At 54.8% G+C, this 23,137-nt stretch carries 20 protein-coding genes; 11 read left to right on the top strand and 9 right to left on the bottom strand.

Going from position 1 to position 23,137, the window contains the following annotated elements:
* Positions 1-77: 77 nt before the first annotated feature.
* The 6 genes from metX (at position 78) to hemW (ending at position 4,589) form a co-directional block, all read left to right on the top strand.
* Positions 78-1,232: a homoserine O-succinyltransferase MetX gene (gene metX, locus OUO13_RS07335; protein ID WP_283173216.1), complete on the top strand. Its 1,155-nt coding sequence runs from the start codon at positions 78-80 to the stop codon at positions 1,230-1,232.
* Complete coding sequence (gene metW / locus OUO13_RS07330) at positions 1,229-1,852, top strand: methionine biosynthesis protein MetW (RefSeq protein WP_428982323.1); 624 nt, start codon at positions 1,229-1,231, stop codon at positions 1,850-1,852. Before metX ends, metW begins: the two co-directional genes overlap by 4 nt.
* Positions 1,849-2,298, top strand: coding sequence for a DUF4426 domain-containing protein (locus tag OUO13_RS07325; RefSeq protein WP_283173215.1), 450 nt, complete (start codon positions 1,849-1,851; stop codon positions 2,296-2,298). Before metW ends, OUO13_RS07325 begins: the two co-directional genes overlap by 4 nt.
* Positions 2,299-2,312: 14 nt before the next feature.
* On the top strand, positions 2,313-2,912 hold the full coding sequence (gene rdgB / locus OUO13_RS07320; protein WP_283173214.1) for an RdgB/HAM1 family non-canonical purine NTP pyrophosphatase: 600 nt from the start codon (positions 2,313-2,315) through the stop codon (positions 2,910-2,912).
* Positions 2,913-3,021: 109 nt separating this feature from the next.
* The gene (locus tag OUO13_RS07315) at positions 3,022-3,438 is read left to right on the top strand and encodes a coiled-coil domain-containing protein (protein WP_283173213.1); all 417 of its coding nucleotides are present in this window, start codon (positions 3,022-3,024) and stop codon (positions 3,436-3,438) included.
* A 17-nt stretch (positions 3,439-3,455) separates the two neighbouring features.
* Positions 3,456-4,589, top strand: a complete 1,134-nt coding sequence (gene hemW, locus OUO13_RS07310) for a radical SAM family heme chaperone HemW (RefSeq protein WP_283173212.1) — start codon at positions 3,456-3,458, stop codon at positions 4,587-4,589.
* A gap of 32 nt (positions 4,590-4,621) precedes the next feature.
* On the opposite strand, the gene OUO13_RS07305 is transcribed toward hemW, so the two are convergent.
* The 7 genes from OUO13_RS07305 to ectA all read right to left on the bottom strand — a co-directional run bounded on the left by OUO13_RS07305 (position 4,622) and on the right by ectA (position 16,208).
* Positions 4,622-5,653 (bottom strand): hypothetical protein, encoded by a 1,032-nt coding sequence (locus OUO13_RS07305; protein ID WP_283173211.1) that lies wholly within the window; start codon positions 5,651-5,653, stop codon positions 4,622-4,624.
* Positions 5,654-5,764: 111 nt separating this feature from the next.
* Entirely contained in the window at positions 5,765-9,130 is a 3,366-nt protein-coding gene (locus OUO13_RS07300) for a hypothetical protein (protein ID WP_283173210.1), read from the bottom strand.
* A gap of 265 nt (positions 9,131-9,395) precedes the next feature.
* Positions 9,396-12,221, bottom strand: a complete 2,826-nt coding sequence (locus OUO13_RS07295; protein ID WP_283173209.1) for a hypothetical protein — start codon at positions 12,219-12,221, stop codon at positions 9,396-9,398.
* Positions 12,222-12,420: 199 nt separating this feature from the next.
* Positions 12,421-13,920, bottom strand: a complete 1,500-nt coding sequence (locus tag OUO13_RS07290; RefSeq protein ID WP_283173208.1) for an aspartate kinase — start codon at positions 13,918-13,920, stop codon at positions 12,421-12,423.
* Positions 13,917-14,333: an ectoine synthase gene (locus tag OUO13_RS07285; RefSeq protein ID WP_283173207.1), complete on the bottom strand. Its 417-nt coding sequence runs from the start codon at positions 14,331-14,333 to the stop codon at positions 13,917-13,919. The genes OUO13_RS07290 and OUO13_RS07285 overlap by 4 nt, the downstream gene beginning before the upstream one ends.
* 51 nt (positions 14,334-14,384) lie before the next feature.
* Positions 14,385-15,650: a diaminobutyrate--2-oxoglutarate transaminase gene (gene ectB / locus OUO13_RS07280; RefSeq protein WP_283173206.1), complete on the bottom strand. Its 1,266-nt coding sequence runs from the start codon at positions 15,648-15,650 to the stop codon at positions 14,385-14,387.
* A 3-nt stretch (positions 15,651-15,653) separates the two neighbouring features.
* Positions 15,654-16,208, bottom strand: a complete 555-nt coding sequence (gene ectA, locus OUO13_RS07275) for a diaminobutyrate acetyltransferase (RefSeq protein WP_283173205.1) — start codon at positions 16,206-16,208, stop codon at positions 15,654-15,656.
* Between the two features lie 232 nt (positions 16,209-16,440).
* On the opposite strand from ectA, the gene OUO13_RS07270 reads away from it, so the two are divergent.
* Together OUO13_RS07270 and OUO13_RS07265 are read left to right on the top strand one after the other, a co-directional pair.
* The gene (locus OUO13_RS07270; protein ID WP_283173204.1) at positions 16,441-16,965 is read left to right on the top strand and encodes a MarR family winged helix-turn-helix transcriptional regulator; all 525 of its coding nucleotides are present in this window, start codon (positions 16,441-16,443) and stop codon (positions 16,963-16,965) included.
* A 188-nt stretch (positions 16,966-17,153) separates the two neighbouring features.
* A complete protein-coding gene (locus OUO13_RS07265) occupies positions 17,154-18,332 on the top strand; it encodes an acetyl-CoA C-acetyltransferase (protein ID WP_283173203.1) in 1,179 nt (392 codons plus the stop codon).
* A 153-nt stretch (positions 18,333-18,485) separates the two neighbouring features.
* Here OUO13_RS07265 and OUO13_RS07260 read toward each other — a convergent pair whose 3' ends face one another.
* The gene (locus OUO13_RS07260) at positions 18,486-20,054 is read right to left on the bottom strand and encodes a polyhydroxyalkanoate depolymerase (RefSeq protein WP_283173202.1); all 1,569 of its coding nucleotides are present in this window, start codon (positions 20,052-20,054) and stop codon (positions 18,486-18,488) included.
* A gap of 280 nt (positions 20,055-20,334) precedes the next feature.
* Here OUO13_RS07260 and OUO13_RS07255 point away from each other — a divergent pair, with 280 nt between their 5' ends.
* The gene (locus OUO13_RS07255) at positions 20,335-20,559 is read left to right on the top strand and encodes a DUF2798 domain-containing protein (protein WP_346429340.1); all 225 of its coding nucleotides are present in this window, start codon (positions 20,335-20,337) and stop codon (positions 20,557-20,559) included.
* 103 nt (positions 20,560-20,662) lie between these two features.
* Positions 20,663-21,382 (top strand): DUF481 domain-containing protein, encoded by a 720-nt coding sequence (locus OUO13_RS07250; RefSeq protein WP_283173201.1) that lies wholly within the window; start codon positions 20,663-20,665, stop codon positions 21,380-21,382.
* Between the two features lie 212 nt (positions 21,383-21,594).
* Here OUO13_RS07250 and OUO13_RS07245 read toward each other — a convergent pair whose 3' ends face one another.
* A complete protein-coding gene (locus OUO13_RS07245; RefSeq protein WP_283173200.1) occupies positions 21,595-22,359 on the bottom strand; it encodes a hypothetical protein in 765 nt (254 codons plus the stop codon).
* A 167-nt stretch (positions 22,360-22,526) separates the two neighbouring features.
* On the opposite strand from OUO13_RS07245, the gene smrA reads away from it, so the two are divergent.
* Positions 22,527-23,111, top strand: a complete 585-nt coding sequence (gene smrA / locus OUO13_RS07240) for a DNA endonuclease SmrA (RefSeq protein WP_283173199.1) — start codon at positions 22,527-22,529, stop codon at positions 23,109-23,111.
* Positions 23,112-23,137 lie beyond the last annotated feature (26 nt).

Here is a 23,137-nt window from a genome sequence, read left to right as displayed (position 1 = left end):
CCTGTCTCTTGAAACCTCCGGGTGCTGACCTTATCCACAGGCACAGCCCCCCAGGAACAACCCAGGAATACGTCTACATGCCGGAAGTAATCCCTGCCGATTCGGTCGGTCTGGTCACTCCCCAGGTTCATCATTTTGATCAGCCACTCACCCTGCGCAGTGGCCGTGTTCTGCCTGAATACGATCTGGTTTATGAAACCTACGGCCAGCTTAATGCCAACCGCAGCAACGCGGTTCTGATCTGTCATGCCCTGAGTGGTGATCACCACGCTGCCGGTTACCACAGCATGGAAGACCGCAAGCCAGGCTGGTGGGACAACGCGATTGGTCCCGGCAAACCGATTGATACCAACCATTTTTTTGTGGTGGCGCTGAACAACCTCGGTGGTTGTGCAGGCTCAACCGGCCCGACCAGCATCAATCCACAGACCGGCAAACAGTACGGTCCGGAATTCCCGATTGTGGCGGTACGTGACTGGGTCAACAGCCAGGCACGTCTGGCCGATGCCCTGGGAATCGAACAATGGGCCGCCGTGGTTGGCGGTTCTCTGGGTGGTATGCAGGTATTGCGCTGGTCAATCCAGTTCCCGGAACGTCTGCGCCATGCGGTGGTGATTGCCTCGGCACCCAAGCTGTCGGCACAGAACATCGCGTTTAACGAAGTCGCCCGTCAGGCCATTGCCAAGGACCCGGACTTCCACGACGGTTATTACCACGATTACAACACCATTCCGAAAGTCGGCCTGACCCAGGCTCGTATGCTCGGCCACCTGACCTACCTGTCTGAAGACGCCATGCGCCAGAAGTTTGGTCGTGAGCTGCGCGAAGGCAAACTCAACTTCAGCTTCGCCCCGGAATTCCAGGTCGAAAGTTACCTGCATTACCAGGGCGAAAAATTCAGCACCCGCTTTGATGCCAACACCTACATGTTGATGACCAAGGCGCTGGATTACTTCGACCCGTCGGCCGACTACAACCACGATCTGGTGGAATGCCTGAGCCACGCCAAATGCAGTTATCTGGTGATGTCGTTCACCACCGACTGGCGTTTCTCACCCAAACGTTCCAAAGAAATCGTCGATGCCCTGATGGAAGCCAACAAGAACGTCAGTTACGCCTGTATCGAATCCGATGACGGCCACGACGCCTTCCTGTTGCCAATCGAACGTTATCACCAGGTGTTGTCGGCCTACCTGAAACGGGTAGCCGTGGAAGTGGGAGCCAAGGCATGAACAAACTGACCCTCCAAACCCTGCGTCCGGATCTGGCCATCATCCAGGACTGGGTCAAACCCGGCAGTCTGGTGTTTGACCTTGGTTGTGGTGAAGGCACCCTGCTGCGTTACCTGATGGATAACAAGAACGTCCGTGGTTACGGTCTGGAAATCAATGCGGACAAGATCACCGCAGCGGTAGCCAACGGCGTCAACGTGGTTGAACAGGACCTCAACTTTGGTCTGCGCAATTACAAGGACAGCAGTGTCGACACCATCATCATGACCCAGGCGCTGCAGGCGGTTGAACGCCCGGACGAGCTGCTCGACGAAATGCTGCGGGTAGGCGACGAAGCCATTGTGACCTTCCCGAACTTCGGTCACTGGCGCACCCGCTGGTATCTGACCGCACGCGGCCGTATGCCAATGTCAGAAACCCTGCCACACGCCTGGTACAACACGCCTAATATTCATTTGTGCACCATGACGGACTTCGAAGAGCTGTGTGCCAGCAAGAATATCCGTGTGCTGCACAAAACCGTGGTGGACAGTGAACATCACGAGAACTGGGCGATCCGTCTGTGGCCAACCCTGCTGGGCGAGATTGCCATCTATCACCTGACGCGGAGAACATTATGAAAACCATGATTGCTGCCCTCCTGTGCCTGCTGTCGCTGAGTTTGCCGGTCTTCGCCGGTGGCGGTGAACAGAAACAGGTCTTCGGTGACTACGAAGTGCATTACATCGGTCTGACCACCACGTTTATTGCACCGGACATCGCCCGTGCCTATCAGATCGAACGTTCGCGCAACCTCGGTTTCCTGAACATTTCCGTGATTCGTCGCAGCGCCAACGAAGAGGTCGGAACTCCGGTCAAGGCCGAGGTGACTGGCAAAATCCTCAACCTGATTGGCCAGTCAAGTTCACTGGACTTCAAGGAAATCCGCGAGACCAACGCCGTGTATTACATCAATACCCTGCGTTTTGAAGAAGACGAAACCTATCGCATCAGCCTCAAGGTCAAGCCGGAAGGCAGTGACCGTACTTTTGATGTGAACTTCAGTCAGCGTTTTTACGAAGAATAAGAGCGAACACACCCATGAAAATTGTGATTGCCAGTGGTAACGCTGGCAAACAGCGTGAATTTCAGGAGCTGTTTGCCACTCACTTTGCCAACAGCAACGTCGAAATTGTGCCGCAGACCCAGCTCAATGTGCCGGAAGCCGATGAGACCGGCCTGAGCTTCGTCGAGAACGCCATCCTCAAGGCGCGTAATGCCGCGGCCCATACCGGTTTGCCCGCATTGGCCGATGACTCGGGTATCGAAGTGGATGCCCTGCAAGGCCAACCCGGTATTTACAGCGCCCGCTACGCCGGTGTCGGGGCCGGTGATGCTGCTAATAACGCTCGTCTGCTCGACGCTCTGAAGGACATTCCGGACGAACAGCGCACCGCTCGCTTCCAGTGCGTGCTGGTCTACATGCGCCACGCTGAGGATCCAACTCCGCAAATCTTTCAGGGTAGCTGGGAAGGGCGTATCCTGTGGGAAGCAAAGGGCGAACAGGGCTTTGGTTACGATCCGCTGTTTTTTGTGCCGGGCGACGCTTGTTCGGCCGCCGAATTGAGCCGCGACCGCAAGAACGCCATCTCCCATCGAGGCCAGGCCATGCAGAAATTGCTGGCCAGCTGGCACCCCTGATCTGAACAAAACACTCAACTGCCGGTCGGATATCGGCAGTGGCGCTGCTCGTGAGGAAAACGACCACGGGCAGATCACTTACACCCAGGAAAACTGTCGGACGACTATCGTGGATATTCTCGAACAACTGCAAGACAAGATTCAGCACACCATCCAGGCAATTGAAAATCTGCAACTCGAAAACATGCAGCTGCAGGAAGACCTGGAAGCCTTGCGTGGCCAGCTGGCCAGCACCGAAGCCACTCTGGCCGAACGCGACCAGGAACTGGCCTCCCTGCGCGACCAGAACAACCAGCTGAACCAGGAACAGACCCGCATGAGCCACGAACACCACGAGTTTGAAGCCCGTGTGATGTCTCTAATGCAGACTCTGGAATCCGTGGTTACACCTGAAACCAACGCACCAGCTCAGGAAGAAGTCCAGACCAACAACCAGGAGGCTGCCCAACAGGCAGAGTTCCAGCCACAGCCGGAAGAAACTTTCGTGCAGCAGGACAACTTCGTGCCGCAGAACAGCTTCGTCTGATCGCCCCGGAGAGTTGAATGTCGCTGCCACCGCTGAGCCTGTACGTTCACGTTCCCTGGTGCATTCGCAAATGCCCCTACTGCGACTTCAACTCCCACGCCTCACCGGCCGAACTGCCCGAGCAGGAGTATGTCGATGCCCTGCTGGCAGACCTCGACCAGGACTTGTCCTGGGCCCAGGGTCGGCCGATTGAGACCATCTTTTTTGGTGGTGGCACCCCGAGTTTGCTGGGTGCTGACGCCTATCGGCGCTTTTTTAGCGGCCTCCGTCAGCGTCTGACCCTGAGCGATCAGTGTGAAATCACCCTCGAAGCCAATCCGGGCACCTTTGAAGCCGAACGCTTTGCGGCCTACCGCGAGCTGGGCATCAATCGCCTGTCGATGGGCATCCAGAGCTTCCAGCCCCAACAGCTGAAGAACCTCGGTCGTGTCCATGATCGTGACCAGGCCTTGCTGGCGATCAGCACCGCCCGTCAGGTGGGATTTGATAACTTCAATCTCGACCTGATGCATGGTTTGCCGGGCCAAACCCCGGAAGAAGCCCTCGATGACCTGCGCACCGCGCTGCAGTTTGAGCCGCCACACCTGTCGTGGTATCAGCTGACCATCGAACCCAACACCGAATTCTACAAACGTCCGCCGCAACTGCCGGAAGACGACTGCCTGTGGGATATTCAGGAAGCCGGTCAGGCCCTGCTGGCCAGCCACGGCTACCAGCATTACGAAATCTCCGCCTTCAGCCAACCCGGTCGCGCCGCACGCCATAACCTCAACTACTGGCGTTTTGGTGATTACCTCGGCATTGGTGCCGGTGCCCACGGCAAGATCACCCTCGCCAATGGCGAGCAGTTGCGCAGCTGGAAAACCCGTCTGCCCAAGGATTACCTGAATGCCGACAAACCGTTCCTGGCAGGCCAGCAAACCATCGAAGCCGATGAGCTGGGCCTGGAGTGCCTGATGAACGCCCTGCGTTTGCGTGATGGTATCAGTGTTGCGGATTTCGAAAGCCGTACCGGCCAGACGCTGGCCAGTGTCGATGCCGAAGTGCAGAAAGCCATCAAACTGGGCTTGCTGGAAGTGACCGACCACATTCGTGCAACCGAACGTGGCCAGTTATATCTGAACGAACTGCTGGCGCTGTTTATCGACTGAGCACGGCCTGCATCTGCCCGCGACTTCCCCGGTCAAAATGCCAGCCGTAATCCCATGTCCAGTTGCAGGGTACGGCTTTCTTTCAGCGCGACCGGCTCGGCCATTACCCCCAGACGCACATATTGCTGCTGTAACCCCAGCCGAATCGCTCCACTGTTGGCCTCTACCCCGCCTTGCCAGTGAATCCCCGCCGCCAGCCAATCAGCCCCCAGCTGCCAGCTGTTGTGAATCGGGTTCAGCAAGGTATTCAGGGTAAACGCCAGTGTCGGGTTCCACTGATATTGCTGGTAAACCCAGTGCACCCGCGCCGGACGTTCCACCCGATCCTGAAAGTATTCGTAGCCATACAGGAAAAACGTGCAGTCGGTACAGACCCGCGCGCTGGTGTACGGCATGTCCGGCCAGTCGATACGGGCCAGCAGGTTATAACCCTGATAATCAACCTTGTAGTTGCCATGTTCCCAACCGGCACTGAGGTTTAATCCGTGCAGGGTGCCATAACTGCGCTGGTCGAGTTCGCGCCGAACCACAGCATCGTCGGTATAGCCGTAGTCGAGCTGGATATCACCGCCCCAGTTATCCTGATTCTGGTAATACAGCTCACCTTCCAGTGACCCCCAATACAACTTGTAGATATTGAGCTGGTTGTATTCCGGCGTCAGATACCAGTGATCCCCTTCAAACCGGTACGCCAGGGCCGGGCCTTCACCCTGATAATGCTCAACCTCGATACGGGTCTGGAAACGGTTTTCTTCCGCCAGATCAGCCTGATGCACGTACTGGTAATAGCCCTGCGCCGCTTGCCACGGGAACCGGTACTGAGCCTGCAAACGATAGACGTAACTGACCTGCAAGCTGTTATAAAACACTCCGGCACGACGTTGATCCCAGGCAAAGCCGTCTTCACCGCCCTTGTGCAGATCACCACTCCAGTCATCCACCAGCGCCAGCACCCCCATAGGGCCGGTCCAGGCATAGGTCGTCTGCTGGTATTCAATACCTGTGCTGGCCATACAGGCTGGCGCCAGAGCCAGCAAAACAGCGGAAATCCATCGGTTGGCCATAACAACTCCCTGCTGGCACCAAAGGTGCCCATGATTACGGTTCAGTCACTAACATACAAGCCAACAAAAAAGGGCCCGCAGGCCCTTTTCGGTGATTACCGGTTCAAGCGTTTACTGATTAGCCGACACCAGAAACTGTGGTGTGACCACCAGGTTATAACTGCTACCGTTGTCGAACAGGAATACCGGCAAACCATTACGAACCTCCAGAGTACCCACTTCAAAACCACCACTGTAAATGGCGCCACCGAACTCAACATCGGCGCTGTCGCAGGTGGTCAGACTGGTATCGGCGGAGCCACTTGCACAGCTGGCGGTGATGGTCATGCTGGCATCTGCATTGGCAATGCTGATGCTGGTGGTGCTGGAATCTTCCTGATTCGCGGTATCAACGTTGATGTCGATAACCCGATCACCGTATGACAAACGCAGGGTACCGGCCGCATCGGCAAAGCCGGTACGTTCGCCGACCAGGCGCACCACGGCATCATCGTACGTTACCGCACTGGCCTGAATGTCCAGCGCAAATGCAAAGTCCAGATAGGTATCGAGGGTTTCGGCTGAGAGCAGCTGATCAGTAACAGAGGTATCGTCATAGGTTTCGAGAGACCAGACAGCGACTGGTTCATCATCATAGTAATCACTGTAACCATAGACTTCCGCTGTTCCCTGATCACTATTAACATAGAAACTAATCTCGGCCTGCCAATAGTCTGATAATCCTACATCAGCAATAACCTCATCAGCCCATGCTGCAGGAGAAGCAATATTAGCGGTCAGCACAGTAACCGTTGTTTCCCAACTATCGTAGTAGGCATCAGGGATGTTGTTGGAGAGGTCAATATCCCGATCTGACTCGATCTGGATATTACATTCTGAATACTCAGTATCGACCTCGATACAATCCAGCATGGTGAGTTGATAGGAGGTGTCATAATACCAACCATCAAGGCTAATATTTGTCCATCCAGCCGCTTCGAACTCCGCAGTAACAGCAGAGACAATCTCTTCCCAACCACTATCAAGCGTGACGGTCAGGCTGTTATTGACAGTGTCGTAAGCCACTACTTCGTCATCAGCACTGGCAGTCAGCACACCAAACTCGGCATCCGACAATGTATCCGGCTCCAGCATGGCCGCCAGTTCCTGCAGGTTGGAAAGCTGAGCCATACCATGCACCGCCAGCGATCCCATCGTTACGCTGTTACGCACAGCACTGAACTCACCTTGCAACTCCACCAGCGTTGGAACAGTAACGTCATCACCCCAGCTGTCAGTGACATAATCACCGTTGGCGTAATGCAGATAATCCTCACGCAGTTTCAGCTGGCCGCTGAACATCGTAGTGTCAGTGCCGCTTACCACGGAGAAGCCGCCATCAAACGTCAGCTGGGTGTAATCCTCATTACCATCGGTAGCCACCATCATCACCGCGTCAGCGTTACTGTCTTGTGGGTACACCTCCAGCATACCAATCGTACCTTCAAAGCTGGCCGAGCCCTCGGCACTGGCAATGGTCAGCGCTCCTTCGAAACTCATTTCGGTCTGACTCAGATTCTCAAATACCAGCCAGTCATTACTGCTGGCCGACATCATCAGGGTGCCTGCCATGCTGTCGTTACTGCTGTTACCAGCGCTCAGGCCTGCACTCATCTGCATGGTGGCAGTGCCGCTACTGGCATCCGGTGTTACTTCCATATGCAGATCCAGATTGGCAACCGAATCCAGGCCATCATCTGCCATGGCTTCGGTGTTCAGATCCATCACCATGGAGACAAGACCATCGGCTGCACTGTCATCGGCCTTGAAGGCCGCAAGGCTGTCGGCTGAATCAAAAATCAGGCTGATCGAACCAGAGCCGGTCATGTGTTTATCGCCTTCAATCGCCGAAATATTCACGTTACTGAGACTGGCGACCAGACGATCTCCGGATGCAGGCTCCGACAAGGCTACCGCCAGACTGGTAATGGTGGCGTAGGACGATGCCCCCGTCATGGACATGGCCACAATCTGGCCCGAGACCAGCGTGGCACTGATCGTCAGATTGGCACCACCATCTTCAAATTCATCCATCAGCTCGTCTGGAACACCCACATCTTCCAGAGTCATATCAAAGCTGCCCGACGCATCCTCGCCTTCGGAAGCCAATACATAACCCAGTACCGCTGGTGCCAGTGATACCAGTTGCACCAGCAGTTCGGTGCCCTGTACCACTGGCCCTGGTACGGTCATGGTGACCGTTGTGGGAACGCTGCAGATGTAATCACCGGCATTATCGTCCCAGCCCCATTCATCACAGTATTCGTATTCTTCGGTATCGAGCAGCAGGTTCTGGACGGTGGTGGCCAATTCGGAATTGGTGGCGATGGTCTCCACCAGCGCCGCCAGCTCATCACCTTCGGAGTTAAGGGTATTCACCAGCGGATCTGCACTGACATCCTTGAGATCGTTATGCCAGTTGTTGAGGTCTTGCAGCAACGCAACGGCATTGGTGACGGCCAGGGCTTTCTGTTCTTCTTCAGTCAGAGTACCGCTATCCGGGCTACCTTCATCAGCTGCTACCAGTTCATCTTCCGCACTGTTACTGGCAGTTTGTTCTTCCAGGCTGTACTCAACCGCGATAGCACTGAGGTTGGCAGATGCTGCAGAATCAGCAGCGCCACCAAAAATATCTTCAAGGTCAACTTCGGCTTCATCACTGGAGTTGGCAACCAGACCGCCCTGACGGGCATAAGAAGCGGCCAATTCTGAAACCACTGTACTGAGAGATTGCCCCTTGTTAGTTGCCACGTTGGCAATCGCAGCCACCACAGCGCCGTAGCGCTGGGCATTGTTGCTGCTGGAAACCGCACTGGAATTCGTAATATCCGCCGGTACCACAGTGGCAATATCAACGTTATCCAGCCCCAGCAATGTGGCCGTGGCACGGTTGATCGCCGCAATGTCAGATGATGACGTTTTGCCTTCCTGCTGAGCGCGTTCAGCCGCCATATTGGTAAGTGGTGTCACCATCAGGCTCGCCGATGCCGTTTCGGTCGAGACCCCCGCCAGCAAGGCGGTCATTTTGAAATCAGGATCGTGATAGGTGTATTTCTGGCCAAACGCCATCAACGTGTCGCCGTCCATACAACCGGCAGCCGCGTCGCAGGTAAGCAGGGTGCTGGCATTGGTGGTCATGGTCACCAGTACCGGGGTATTCAAAGGGATGTCCATTGCAGCAAGAGAGTAAGTGCCGTCGGAACTTGTGGTGGTCGTGCCATAGGAGGTTTGACCATCCAGCGACGTCACCTTGATATCGGCACCGGCCATAACACCTTTCACCGCCAGGCCGGTGAGACTGACCCGATTGACCGTGGTGCCGCCATTATTACCACCGGAATTATTGTCGTCCGACTTGGAACCGCCACCACCACAAGCGGCCATGGCAAGTGATGTACTGGCAATAACTGCCCACAGATAATTCTTCCGCGTATTCATGGCGCTTTCCCTCTTCTGGCTTTGATAGGAAACGCGGCGGCTCTCATTGTAAACAAGCGTCAGGCCGCGTGAGGAACCGTCAGTCTATAACCAATCCGCCATAACAGCCGAGGCAACACCGCCTGTCATCCTGTCATTCGTCAATTCTGAGACTAACCTGACCTGAATTGCCCCCTCTTGCAAAAGCAGACTAAAGAAAAAAGAACTGAATAAGCCCAATAAAAAAGGGCCCGCAGGCCCTTTTTTATCACAGCAGAACAGCCACTTACTGATTGGCGGAAATCAGGAAGGATGGGGTTACCACCAGGTTGTAGCTGCTGCCATCGTTGAACACAAACACTGGCAGACCATCACGCTCTTCGACGGTGCCCACCTCGAAGCCCGCCGAGTAAATGCTACCGGCGTATTCAACGTTGCTGTCGGCGCAGGTGCCAATGCTGCTATCAATGGTTGCTGACGCACAGGTAGCCGTGATCATCATGCTGGTGACACCATCGGTTACCATCAGGTTATTACCCGCAACATCACCCAGGCCAGACAGAGAGTCCAGACTCAGGGTAATGGCCTGATTACCATAACTGAATACCAGACCACCGGTGATATTTTCATCGGCGGTTTCTTCAGCGGCAATGGTAATAGTGCCATCTTCATATCCGTAAGCAGAGGCATCCAGGTTGGCAACAATTGCGGTAGAACCGTCTTCCAGATCACGCACCACAGCAGCGGTCAGATCCAGATTCAGCGCCTCTACGGCACCGTAATACGTCGCTACCAGCTGACCATTAACGACCATGGAGGTCAGATTGTACGAAGTGGACTCCTGCAAGAAAGTAGTTCCATCCAGAGTATCCGATGCTTCAGCACCGAGCTGAATGGTGCCGGTGAAGCTCAGTTCACCTGGAACACTTGAACCATCTGCCTGTGGGTAATCGGATGCCACATACGCGGTACCATTCAGCAACAGACCCGCTGAACCATCGGTATTATCAACACCAAAAACTGCCAAACCATCAAACGAAGCCTTGGCGCCATCGCTGTTTTCAACCTGAACTTCACCGCTGAAGGACAGGCTCATGCTGTCAGCCACAAAGCTCTGGATATAGAAGGTGTCAGCTGAACCGGTTTCGGTGTGAGTACCGGTCGCACTGAACGTCAGAGTACCGGATACCACTTCGTCAGAAGCAGTACTGTCGGTTGGTTTGACACTGATTTCAACGGTAGCCGCAGCTACGACAGCACCGGCGTCATCACGAGTCAGCACAATATTGGACGACAGAACACCCGTCTGCTGCACAAAACCATCAACTGTGTCATCTACAATACCGTCAACGCTGGAGTCCAGAGTCAGAGTCACCACGTTCATGGATGCAAGAGAAGCTTCCAGTGTGCTGTCGGTACTGGCGCTCAGGAAGTTGTCGCGTTCAGTTTCAGAATTAAAGTTAAAGATCACACGGCCATCAGAGTTGAAGGTTTCACCGTCTGCACCGGTAATACTCAGGCCCTGGATGTCATAAACCAGTGCGGAATCAATCAGCTCACCCTCTGTAGGGAAACCAGATACAAAAGTACCGGAATCTATGGTCGCACCAGTACCATTCCAGCCACTGATACTGATCCCCGCATCATTGATCGTCAGTACCAGATCACCTTCCAGATCACCATCAGCGTTGGTCAGGAAGCCAGTCAACTCATCCAGATTCACACCTGCATCGATCAGATCCATAGCAGATACGGTGTATTCATCAGCGGTGTTGGTTGGCTGCAATACCTCACTGTGAACATTTACATAACCGATCATGCTGATCAGACCGCCAAGGAATTGGGTCGACAGCAACAGATCACCCGGTGTTGGTACCGTCACGCTGCCTGAGCAAACTTCGGTATCGGTATTCCAGTCGTATTCACACAGTGGATAAGTTTCATCGCTGATCAGCAGCTCACGCACACCGCGCAGCACCTGTGACTGATCATCAAAGGCTGGCATCAGGGTATTCAGCTGGTTAGCATGCTCATCGGCAAAGGCGGTGAGGTCATCACCGGCTGCATTCATGGCATCACTCCAGTCATTCAGACTTTCGAGCAACGCCACTGCATTGGTGACGGCTTCAGCCTGGGTAGAGGCTACGGCTTCTTCATTGGCATCCGCTTCGATCCACTGATCTTCTTCGGCAGATTCGGCTTCTTCCGCTTCAACCAGATACAGGGACTCGGTCGCAGTCAGGTTGGCGGCGGCGGCAGAACTGGCGGCCCCCGTAAACAGGGTCGACAGGTCAACGGTTGAGTCATCGCTGGAGTTGGCCACCATACCGCCTTGATCAGCGTAGGAATCCGCTACCGAGCTCACTACTTCAGTGATGGACTTGCCGGTTGACGCGGCAGCTGATGCAAAACCGGCCACCAGTGCGCCGTATTTCTGCGAAGCACTGCTGGCTTCTGCAGAATCCGATTGGGTGATGTCCGCCGGAATTGCGGTGGCGATATCCACACCGTTGAGGCCCAGCAGGTTGGCAGTAGCCACGTTAACGGCGGTGATGGCTTCGGTGGTAGTTGCACCGGTCTGCATCACACGCTCAGCCGCCATATGGGTAACCGGGGTTACCATCAGGGTCAGGCTGGCATTTTCAGCCGTCATTGGCGCCAGCACGGCGGTCATTTTGAAATCAGGATCGTTAAAGCTGTAGCTGACACCAAATGCGTGTTGGTTGCTGTTGCTGTCGGTACAACCGTCAGCGGAGTCGCAGGTCAGCATGGTATTGGCATTGGTGGTCATGGTGACCAGCAAGGCGGTATTCAGTGGCAGATCCATATCCGCCAGGCTGTAGGTACCATCACTACCAGTTGTGGTGGTGTCATAAGTGGTGGAGCCATCGAGACTTGAAACGGTGATGGTTGCGTTGGCCATCACCCCTTTTACCGCCAGACCAGTGAGGCTGACACGGTTCGGGGTTTCGGTACTGCCGCCACCGTTATTATTACCGCCACCATTATTATCGGTGCTGGAGCCCGAGTCCTTGCCATTGCTACCACAGGCAGCTAATACCAGAGAGGTACTGGCAATCAGGGTCCACAGATATTTTTTCTCGAATTTCATAATAACTGTCCATGTGAAGGAAGATTCGGGCGCAAGCGACCAGCGTCACAAAGTGTCGCGTTGCTTCAGCGAGGACAATCATAAATCAGCTATATACAAGCGAGTGCAAAGTTTTGCGGTAAAAGTTACCGTTCGTCGCCAAAATTCCTGTCAATGGCACGAACGGTGATTCGGCTCCATCAATCCACAAGTTGGTTTGTCAGGCACTTGCCTGCAAAGCGACCGATGCGGCGTTATTTTCCACCAGACGCGAGTGCAAGGCTTGCACAGCAACCCGGTAATCCTGAGCCGCGACCAGGAACATGATGTCGACCTGTCGCATGGCCTGATGCACCGAGAGAATATTCACCCCGGCGTCAGACAGGGCCGCCGCCGCTTGTTGTAATAAACCCGGAACTTTCATATCACTGCCGATGGCACTCACCAGAGCAAGTTTTTCCACCCGCACATCCGCACCCGGATACAGAGTGCTCGCCCGCTCCAGCAACTGGTTAATCCGGCGTTTGTTGCCCTTCATATAAAAGGTGACGGTATTGGCGTTTACATCCTTGGTAACCACCTGCATACCAGCACGCGACACCAGCTCATTGAGCTTCTGGCCGTATAACGCGTCACCGACCATATCCTGATCGAATAACTCCAGCGCCCAGACATTCGGCGTTCCGGCAATAATCTCGACCCGTGGCTGCTGGCTGCAATAGTCACGAGTGATGAGAGTGCCAGCATGCTCCGGCTCGAAGGTATTACGCACCACCAGACGTATATCCTGCCGACGCAAACCGGCTGCAGCACGAGGATGGATAGCTTCCATACCCAGACTCGCCAGCTGGTCGGCGACGTCGTAATTGGTAAAACCGATGGGCTGGACCTTGTCGGCACCCACAACCGCAGGATCAGCGGTACTGAGGTGATATTCCTTGTGAATCACCGCTTCGCGGGCACCGGTCAGGGTGGCGATACGGCTGAAGGTCATCTCGCTGTAACCACGATCGTAGGTGCGCATCAGCCCCTCCCGACACTGGGTGTAGCCGGTGACAATGGGCATTTCACGGGTCAGATCGATGTCTGCAAAGGCAGCACGAATGTGCCCGTCAAAGTCCGGCTGCGGACCAATACGCCAGTTGGTGAGATCCACCAGGCGGGCATTAATCCCATGATGGCGCAGCAGTAATACCGAATTATGGGCGCTGTGGGCTTCCCCCAGTGCACTGAGCATTTCCCGCACCCGGTGCAGATGATCATCGAGCTGGAAGTGGCCAAAACTGCACACCACTTCCAGATGCTGCAGGCAATCACGAACCTCGCGCAGGCGTTCATCCACAAAGCGGTTGGCGCGATGTAGCAGCAGCTCGTTATTGATGCCGGCAGCGCCAAACATCTCATCGTTGATGGCGGCCATCTGCGCCTTCACCTCTTCCAGCCGCTGCTGCCATGGACGCTGTTCATCCATTTCGGCAAACAGGGCATACACACCCGGTACGCCGGTTTTCTTGTGTTCCAGCAAGGTATTGGTGATACCGGCATATGCCGACACCACAAATATCCGCTGGTACAAACCTGCAGGCTGACCGTCAACCGAACGTGGCCGCAGCCAGATGTTGTTCAGCACCGCCCGATACTGGCTCATCGAGGTGCCGCCAATTTTTTCGACGCTGTGGTTCAGGGCAGCACTCATGGCTGCTGTCACTTCATCACTCATGCGTCCACCCCGGTCTGGCCCAGAGGTGCCTGATCCAGACAATAGGCGCCGTCCTTGTCATGAATCTCACGGCCGTTCAACGGTGGATTGAATACACAGGCCATTTCCATATCCGACGTGGTTGCGCGCAGCAGGTGGCGGTCGTGTTGATCGAGGATATAGAGGGTGCCGGGGCGAATCGGATAAACCTTGCCGTCTGACAGGGTTTCAATTTCCCCCTCGCCTTTCATGCAGTACACCGACTCCAGGTGGTTTTTGTACCAGATCGGCGTTTCGGTACCGGCGTAAATCGTGGTGATATGAAAAGAGAAACCCATCTGGTCATCAGCGAGCAGCATACGCACGCTTTTCCAGGTGCCGCCATCAACCGAGCGGCTGGTGTTTTCACAGTCTTGCAGAGTACGAACAATCATAAATTACCTTCAGAATTCAGTGGTCAGAGGGAAAATCAGGGCTGTTACGGCTCAGGATGCTTTTGCCATCCGTTCGTTCAGCACCTGCTCCACCGCGGCCGCCAGAATCGCAATCCCGGCTTCCAGGGTTTCCTCTTCAATCGTCAGCGGTGCCAGCACCTTAACGACCTGATCGTCCGAACCACTGGTTTCAATCACCAGACCTCGCTCAAAACAGGCACGGGTAATGGCCGAAGCAACCTTGCCGTTGGCGAACTCCAGCCCTTGCATAATGCCGCGTCCCTTGTGATGGCAGGCACCCGCATGACGGGCCTGAATCTGCAGCAGACGATGTTTCAGCAGCTGGGCTTTCTGCTGCACCGAATGGCTGAAACGGTCGTCAGACCAGTAGGTCAGCAAGGCTTCACGGGATGTCACAAACGCGTGGTTGTTACCGCGGAAAGTGCCGTTGTGTTCACCCGGTTTCCAGGTATCCAGCTCCGGTTTCAGCAACACCACCGCCATCGGCAGACCGTAACCACTGAGGGATTTCGACAGCGTGACAATGTCCGGCTGGATATCGAATTCTTCAAAACTGAAGAAGGTGCCACTGCGGCCACAACCAGCCTGGATGTCATCCACAATCAGCAGCATGTCGTAACGACGGCACAAGGCCTGCAAACCGCGCATCCAATCGGCACTGGCGACATTGAGGCCACCTTCACCCTGAATACATTCCACAATAACCGCCGCCGGATGACCCAAACCGGATGAGCTGTCCTGCAGGGCTTTTTCGAAGTAAGCGAGGGTATTGAAGTCGCCCAGATAACCGTCATATGGCATAAACTGAACACCCGGCAGAGGCATACCAATGGCATCCTTGTAATAACCATTGGCGGTCACGGCCGCCGCACCCTGGGTAACGCCGTGAAACCCGTTGGTGAATGACACAATGGTCTGGCGTCCGCTGTTTTTACGCGCCAGTTTGAGGGCAGCCTCCACCGCATTGGTGCCAGTCGGGCCCGTGAACTGCACCTTGTAGTTCATGCCACGTGGCTTGAGGATCACTTGCTGGAAGGTTTCCAGAAAATCCCGTTTGGCTTCGGTGTGCATATCCAGACCATGGGTCATACCATCGGAGTCGATGTAATCCAGCAACGCCTGCTTGAAACGCGGATTGTTGTGGCCGTAGTTCAGGGTGCCAGCACCACCGAGAAAATCGATGTATTCGCCGCCGTTATCATCCAGCAGGCGAGCATTGCGCGCTTCCTTGAATACCACCGGAAATGACCGGCAATAACCACGTACGTTGGATTCGATATCCTTGAAAATACCCATGATTCAGATCTCCTCTGCTTGCGAGTGGGAAGTGCCTGCGGTGTCCCGCAGTGGTCCGATGCAGACCAGGGTTTCCGTGTCATGCTCTCCAGCAAAGTGCTGAGCACTATCGAACATCACACGGGTTTGCAGTGGCGCACCCAGTTGGCGCGCCAGCTTGTGGAAGGTGTTCCAGGAAGCCTGGTTGGAAGCGGTAATACTGGTATGCAACCAGCACACATCCGGATGACGCCGCAGGAGCTGCTGCAACATCTGGCTGGCCAGCCCCTGACCGCGCGCGGCGGGCGCAACCGCCACCTGCCAGATAAACAGGGTGTCGGGTTGTGCGGGCAAACGGTATCCGGAAACAAAACCGCATAACTCGCTGTTGTGTTCAGCGGCGATGGCGGTATCTGCAAAATGACTGCACTGCAAAAGATTACAGTACATTGAATTGGCATCTAACGGTTTACACGACTCAACCAGCCTGAACAGCGCACTGCCATCAGTTGAATCCGGTTTTCGAAACCGCAGAACATTTAGATCAGTATAAGAATTACTAGCTGTTTTTTCAGACAAAACCTATTAAGAATCGCGTACCGGCTGACTAAATCACATGCGATGTGATTCAAGATGCCATTACGACCCATCCAGTTACTTTTGACCCTAAATAAACTAACAGCCAGAATTTTTAATTACAACCCTAAATAACATCGCAGGCAAAATGGCATGAACTCCGGCACAAAACGGTTTGTTGCCAGAAAACTGCTTAGTACACTATCGGTTTGAGTTTCAAACGGATCTGCCTGCCATGAATCGCCACGATGAAGTCCTGATCGCCCTGCGCCGGATTATCCGCGCCACCGATCTGCACTCACGCCACCTCAACAAAACCTCTGGCCTCACGGCCCCACAGCTGCTGATCCTGCAAACCCTGAATCAGCAAGGGCAAATGACCATTGGTACGCTGGCACAGCAGATCAGCCTGTCACAGGCGACAGTGACCACCATTATTGATCGACTGGAAAAACGCGGGCTGGTACATCGTGAACGGGATCAGCAGGACCGCCGCCGGGTGTATCTGCAGCTCGACCCACAAGCCCAGACCTTGCTGGAGCAGGCGCCAACACCCTTGCAGGACAGTTTTGTACGCCAGTTTCAGGAGCTGGCCGATTGGGAACAAAGCATGATTCTGAGCGCGCTGGAGCGGGTCGCGACCATGATGAATGCGCAGGAGATAGATGCAGCACCGGTTCTCGATATTGGTGCAATGGATCGCCATGATCAGGCGCCGGAAAATCAGGAGCTACCGACAAGTCCGTCAACACTGCCCTGATGTCGGCATGGGAAAACCCCAGAGCAACATCATAAGACCACTTTCGCCAGCGGAAAGGGGCAAATCGTGACAAATACCGGCTGATTGTCAGACTTCAGCCGAAACGTTTGTGCCAGGTCATACACTTGTCATGGCGGCTGTGATACTCAGTAGGTCTGGTTTCCAATCACCCAGGACGGAGAGAATCCATGACCGAAGTAGTAATCGTAGCAGCAACCCGCACCGCCATCGGATCTTTTGGCGGCTCCCTTGCCAGTCTTTCAGCCGTCGAGCTCGGCGCCACCGTTATCAAGGCTCTGATGGAAAAGACTGGTGTTGCTGCCGAGGAAGTAGATGAAGTGATTATGGGTCAGGTACTGACCGCAGGTTGCGGCCAGAACCCGGCTCGCCAGTCTGTTATCAAGGCAGGCCTGGCTGAAACCACCTCTGCCATCACCATCAACAAAGTGTGTGGTTCAGGTCTGAAAGCCCTGCACCTGGCTGCTCAGGCAATTGCACTGGGCGATGCCGACCTGATCATCGCTGGCGGTCAGGAATCCATGTCCAACTCCGCACACGTACTGCCAAATTCCCGTAACGGCCAGCGCATGGGCGACTGGAACATGGTCGACACCATGATTTCTGACGGTCTGTGGGATGCCTTCAACGGTTATCACATGGGTATCACCGCTGAAAACATCGCTGAAGAATTTAATATCAGCCGCGCCGAACAGGACGAATTCGCCGTGGTTTCCCAGGCCCGTGCCATTGCCGCTATCGAAGCTGGCAAGTTCAAGGACGAGATCACCCCGGTTGTGATTCCACAGCGTAAAGGCGACCCGATTGTTTTCGAAAAAGATGAAGGCCCACGTGCCGGCATCTCTGCCGACAAACTGGCTGGTATGCGTCCAGCCTTCAAGAAAGACGGTACCGTCACTGCCGGTAACGCATCTTCCCTGAACGACGGTGCTGCCGCTGTTATGCTGGCCAGCAAGGAAAAAGCCGAAGCTCTGGGCCTGCCAATCCTGGCAACTATCAAAGCCTACTCCAGTGCTGGTGTAAGCCCGAAAATCATGGGTACCGGCCCAATCCCGGCTACCAAGAAGTGTCTGGAAAAAGCTGGCTGGTCCGTTGCTGACCTGGACCTGGTAGAAGCCAACGAAGCCTTCGCGGTACAAGCCCTGTCTGTGAACAAGGGTCTGGGTTTCAACCCTGAAAAGACCAACGTAAACGGTGGCGCTATCGCTCTGGGCCACCCGATTGGTGCGTCAGGCTGCCGTATTCTGGTTTCCCTGCTGCACGAAATGATCCGTCAGGACGCCAAGAAAGGTCTGGCTACCCTGTGTATCGGCGGTGGTATGGGTGTGGCTCTGGCGATCGAGCGTTAATTCGCAACTCGTCTGATCCTTCCATAAGAAAAAGCCCGGTTAATCCGGGCTTTTTTGTGACTGCGATTCGAGGATTGGCAGCGCATTATCCGTAAACGGTACAAACAAAAACGGGTGAGACTGGCTCACCCGTTTGTGTTATTGACGGTACGATCAGGCATCGGTGCCTGGCGCATCCGCTGCTGGTTTCTTGCGAGTACGACGTGGTTTGGCAGGTTCGGCTTGTGGTGCAGGTTCAGAGGCTTCCACAGCTGGTTCTGCAACTTCAGCAACAGGCTCTACAACTTCAGCCACTGGCTCAACCACTTCGGCTACTGGCTCTGCAACTTCTGCTACTGGCTCTGCAACTTCTGCTACTGGCTCTGCAACTTCTGCTACTGGTTCAGCAACTTCGGCAACAGGCTCTACAACTTCGGCGACTGGCATTTCCAGCACTTCGGCCGGTACCTGCTCCAGTGCTTGAACTTCAGGCTTTACCAGCGATGGAGCCTGCAGCCCCTCAACCGCATTCTGAGCCATAAACGCTTTGATCTTCGGAGCAATCAACTCGCGGAACTTACGGCCGTTGAAGATACCGTAGTGGCCCACGCCTTCTTCTTCCACATGCAGTTTCTTGCTGGCCGGTACGTTGGAACACAGATCCAGCGCACAGGCGGTCTGGCCACGGCCGGTAATATCGTCCAGTTCGCCTTCAATCGTCATCAGCGCCATGGTCTTGATGCTCTTGAGGTCAACCTTGCGACCACGGAACTCCATCTCGCCACGCGGCAGCGCCTGCTCAAGGAATACCCGACGAATAGTATCGAGGTAGTAATGAGCTGGCATGTCCATCACCGCGAGGTATTCGTTGTAGAACATGCGGTGCGATTCAGCGCTATCACCATCACCCTTCACCAGATCGGTGAAGAACTTGAAGTGTTTGCTGATGTGGGTATCGAGGTTCATCGACATAAAGCCGGACAGCTGGATAAAGCCCGGATACACCAGCTGACCACGGCCTTTGAAGCCACGTGGTACACGACAAATCACGTTGTCTTCAAACCATTCCAGGTCCTTGCCGGACGCGTAATCGTTCACTTCTGTCGGGTTGATACGAACGTCAATCGGGCCACCCATCAGCACCATACTGGCTGGCAGGCGCGGATCATTTTCGGCAGCCATCACACTGGCGGCCACCATGGCCGGCACACAAGGCTGGCAAACCGCCATAACGTGCAGGTCCGGGCCCAGCAGGCGGAACATCTCGATCAGGTAATCAACGTAATCGTCGAAGTGGAACGTGCCGTCCGCCATCGGTACATCACGGGCGTTTTTCCAGTCGGTGATGTAGACCTCATGGTCGGGCAGAAACTCGCGAACCGTACCCCGCAACAAGGTTGCGTAGTGGCCGGAAAGGGGTGCAATCATCAGCACTTTGGGGTGATTAACGCCTTCGATGTCACGGCGGAAATGCAGCAAATTGCAATAAGGCTTGCTCAGAACCACATCATAGTGGACGGCTACATCCTCACCGTTAACTTCGGTGGAATCCAGTTCCCACGCCGGTTCTTCGTAACAGTCCGTCAGACGCTCCACCAGCTCCATCCCGGCCCGCATGGTGCGGAAGGTCAGGCTGTAGTTGAGCGGGTTCAGTGGCTGGTACAGAAACTGGCGCGACATTCGAGCCAGTACGTGAACAGGACGCATCGCCTCCATGAAATGAGCATTCATTCGATAAAGCATGGTGGTCTCCCTGAAATGTGTGCCGCAGAGGGCACCGTCTTCCTCCAGCCTATCAGAATTCAACGGCAGTTAAGCCGTCCGAACAGGCTGCCACGGAATAAAAAATGGTCAATTCTGCCGGAATTGGCGTGTTTCCACAGGGTAAAACGGGCCATCGCAAAACGGTGCTAATTTGAACAGATGTTTTTCGAAACAGTGCGTCTACCCCGCATGAGCAGTGCCTTCCAGCCCACTTACCTATAATGGCCGGCCCGTTTTAAATTCTGGTGACGAGGTACTTATGAGCATCAAATTCCGGATCATCAACAGCCTGATCATGTCGGGTGTTCTCAGCTTGCTGATGACCTGCTGGATCACATTTATCAACCTTGGCAGCGGCCCCGATTTCCCGCAATTGTGGATGCATGCCTGGTCGCTGGCCTGGCCTCCTGCCTTTATGATTGCCTTCAGTTTTGGCCCAATGGTCATGCGCCTCAGCCACAAACTGGCGCGTACCGGTAAATAACTGTTTCAGGAACCCCACCGCCCACTGATACTCATATCATTCAGACGGTGGCAGTTCTGCAAGGTTCTGCTATCAGCCAATTTTCCAATTGCTGGAGAACATCATGTTGAAACAGGCACTGACCGTGTCCCTGCTCGCCTTGTCTATTAATGCCGTTGCTGAAGAACAACAGCAAACACGCCCCTATATCGACGGCTATACCGAACTCGGTTTGTTAAACACCGAAGGTAACACTGATACCAGCAGCCTGAATGGCAAGTTCGGCATCAAACGTTACGGCGAACAGTGGGACACCACCCTCAAGTTACAGGCACTCAAAAGCCAGGAAGACAACGTCACCTCCAAGGAAAAGTACTACGGCGAGGTGCAGTTCGATCGCAATCTGAACGACACCACGTACCTGCTGGCCCACGCCGACCAGGAACGCGCACGCTTCAGTGGTTTTGATTACCAGACCACCTTGGCCATCGGTTACGGTTATCGCGCCCTCGACAGTCAGGATATGAAACTCGATCTCGAAATGGGTCCGGGTTACCGCCGCGACAAACTGTCGGAAACCGGTGAAATTGACGACGAAGCAATTGCCCGCCTGGCACTGTCGTACAGCTGGAAAGTGGGTGAAGGTACCGAGCTCACCCAAACCGCCAACACTGAGCTGGGTAACAGCAACAGCACGTTTGAAAGTGAAACCGGCCTCAAAAGCCAGATCAACGGCTCACTGGCCACCAAAATCACCTACAAGTACAAGTACGTGGATCAGGTGCCGGAAGACAACAACAATGTGGATACCGAATTCGGCGTCACACTGGTGTACAGTTTCTGAAGAATTGAACCGCGCTCAGGGATGAGCAGCGGCACTGGTGCGGAAGAACAAGATACACAGAAAGATGCGGGGAAAACTGGCAGGCACAAAAAAGGCCTCGCCCGCCGGGAGACGGAACGAGACCTGCTGAACAGCGCGCGCATTATGCAGCCTCATCCCACCAACGGCGGGATTTCTGTCACAACTGAGTAGTACTTCAAGTATTGTGGCGTTTAACGCCCTGCGTCTGGAAAGTTGCCATCATCGGGTCCATGCGGACCATCATCACAACCAGGACCATTGTCCGGACAGGACGGCATATCACCACGAGGACCACCAAACTCCGGTGGTGGCGGCAACATCGGTGGCATACCACCCGGGCCTTCCATATCTTTTGGCAAACGCGGCCAGCGTTTCATCTGCTCGGCACGTTCGTCCTGCACCTGTTTCAGTTGCTCGGGAGTCAGGTTTTCCGACAGCAACGCTTCCATACGGGCGCGCGCAATTTCATTCTGTTCGTGATCAAGCGGCCATTCATGGTCGGCGGTGACACGCAGCACACCGTCATCCAGTGCCTTTTTCTGGGCTTCGGTCAGGGTCAGATTGGCGGTCATACGCTGAATCAGGCCACGGGTCATCTTGATGTGAAAACGGCGCACCGCTTCCGCACCTTTCTGACGCTGTTCAGTGGTTAACACGGCAATCATGGCGGCACGCTGCTCGGCCTGAACCGCGCGTAATTGCTGGCGTTGTTTCAGCACTTCCTCGTCACTCGCAACCTTGCCCCATGCACCAGGCCCGGCCTGCTCATAAAGAGCATCGATACGTTTGCGATACTGGTTTTCAATGTCGCTGAGCTGTTGCTCCTGCTGCTCACTCAGGTCCAGCATCAGAGCCCAGTCGATGACCCGGTGCGGCCCCTGAAATGCCATTGCTGTCGCCGACAGCAACCAGGCACACGTCCCCAGTGCCAGTGTTTTCATCCATGCCTGTTTCATGATGCAGCCTTGGGCGCAGGATACGCCACCTTGTTATCACCCCTCTCATTGTAGGGATTCCAGCTGAAAGTTGTGTTTGTCATGGCAAAGAATTGTCACCGCGGGAGGTTGGCCGTTCGCGCTTCAGAACGGTTATCATAGGCATATTTGAGTCTGGAAGAACAATCATGACCGAGCCTGACGACAACTTCCTCGCAGAGATGCAGGACGTGCAGCCACTGCAGGCACGCGAACGGGTCGCCATTCGGAAAGGTGACATCAACCTTGCTTCACAGGAAGCACGCCGCATTGCTGCTGAAAGTACCGTGGTCAAACGTGACCCCAACTATCTGCATACCTCTGACGTCAAACGCATCGGCCCACACGACATTGTGGGTTACAAACGCCCGGGTATTCAGGATGGCGTTTATCGCAAGTTGCGACTGGGCAAATACGATACCGAAGCCCGCCTCGACCTGCACCGCAAAACGGTGGAAGAAGCGCGCCAACAGCTGTTCAGATTTGTTCACGACTGCATGGAACACGATATTCGCAGCGTACTGGTATTGCCTGGCAAGGGCGAAAAAAGCCAGGGCGACTCGGCAGTATTGAAGAGTTATCTGGTGCACTGGCTGGAGCAGATGGAAGAAGTACAGGCGTTCCACACCGCCCAGCCACATCATGGTGGTACGGGTGCGTTTTATATCCTGTTGCGCAAAAGCGAACGCAAAAAACAGGAAGCCCGCGAAATGTTCAGCAAGGGTCGCCTGTAATCCGGCCAAACCGCTGAGTACGGGAA

The sequence above is a fragment of the Parathalassolituus penaei genome (genome assembly GCF_026626885.1).
In the GTDB taxonomy this organism is placed as follows: Bacteria; Pseudomonadota; Gammaproteobacteria; order Pseudomonadales; family Oceanobacteraceae; genus Oceanobacter; species Oceanobacter penaei.
Note: the sequence above shows the minus strand (reverse complement) of the source record. Positions and strands in the feature narration are given on the sequence as shown.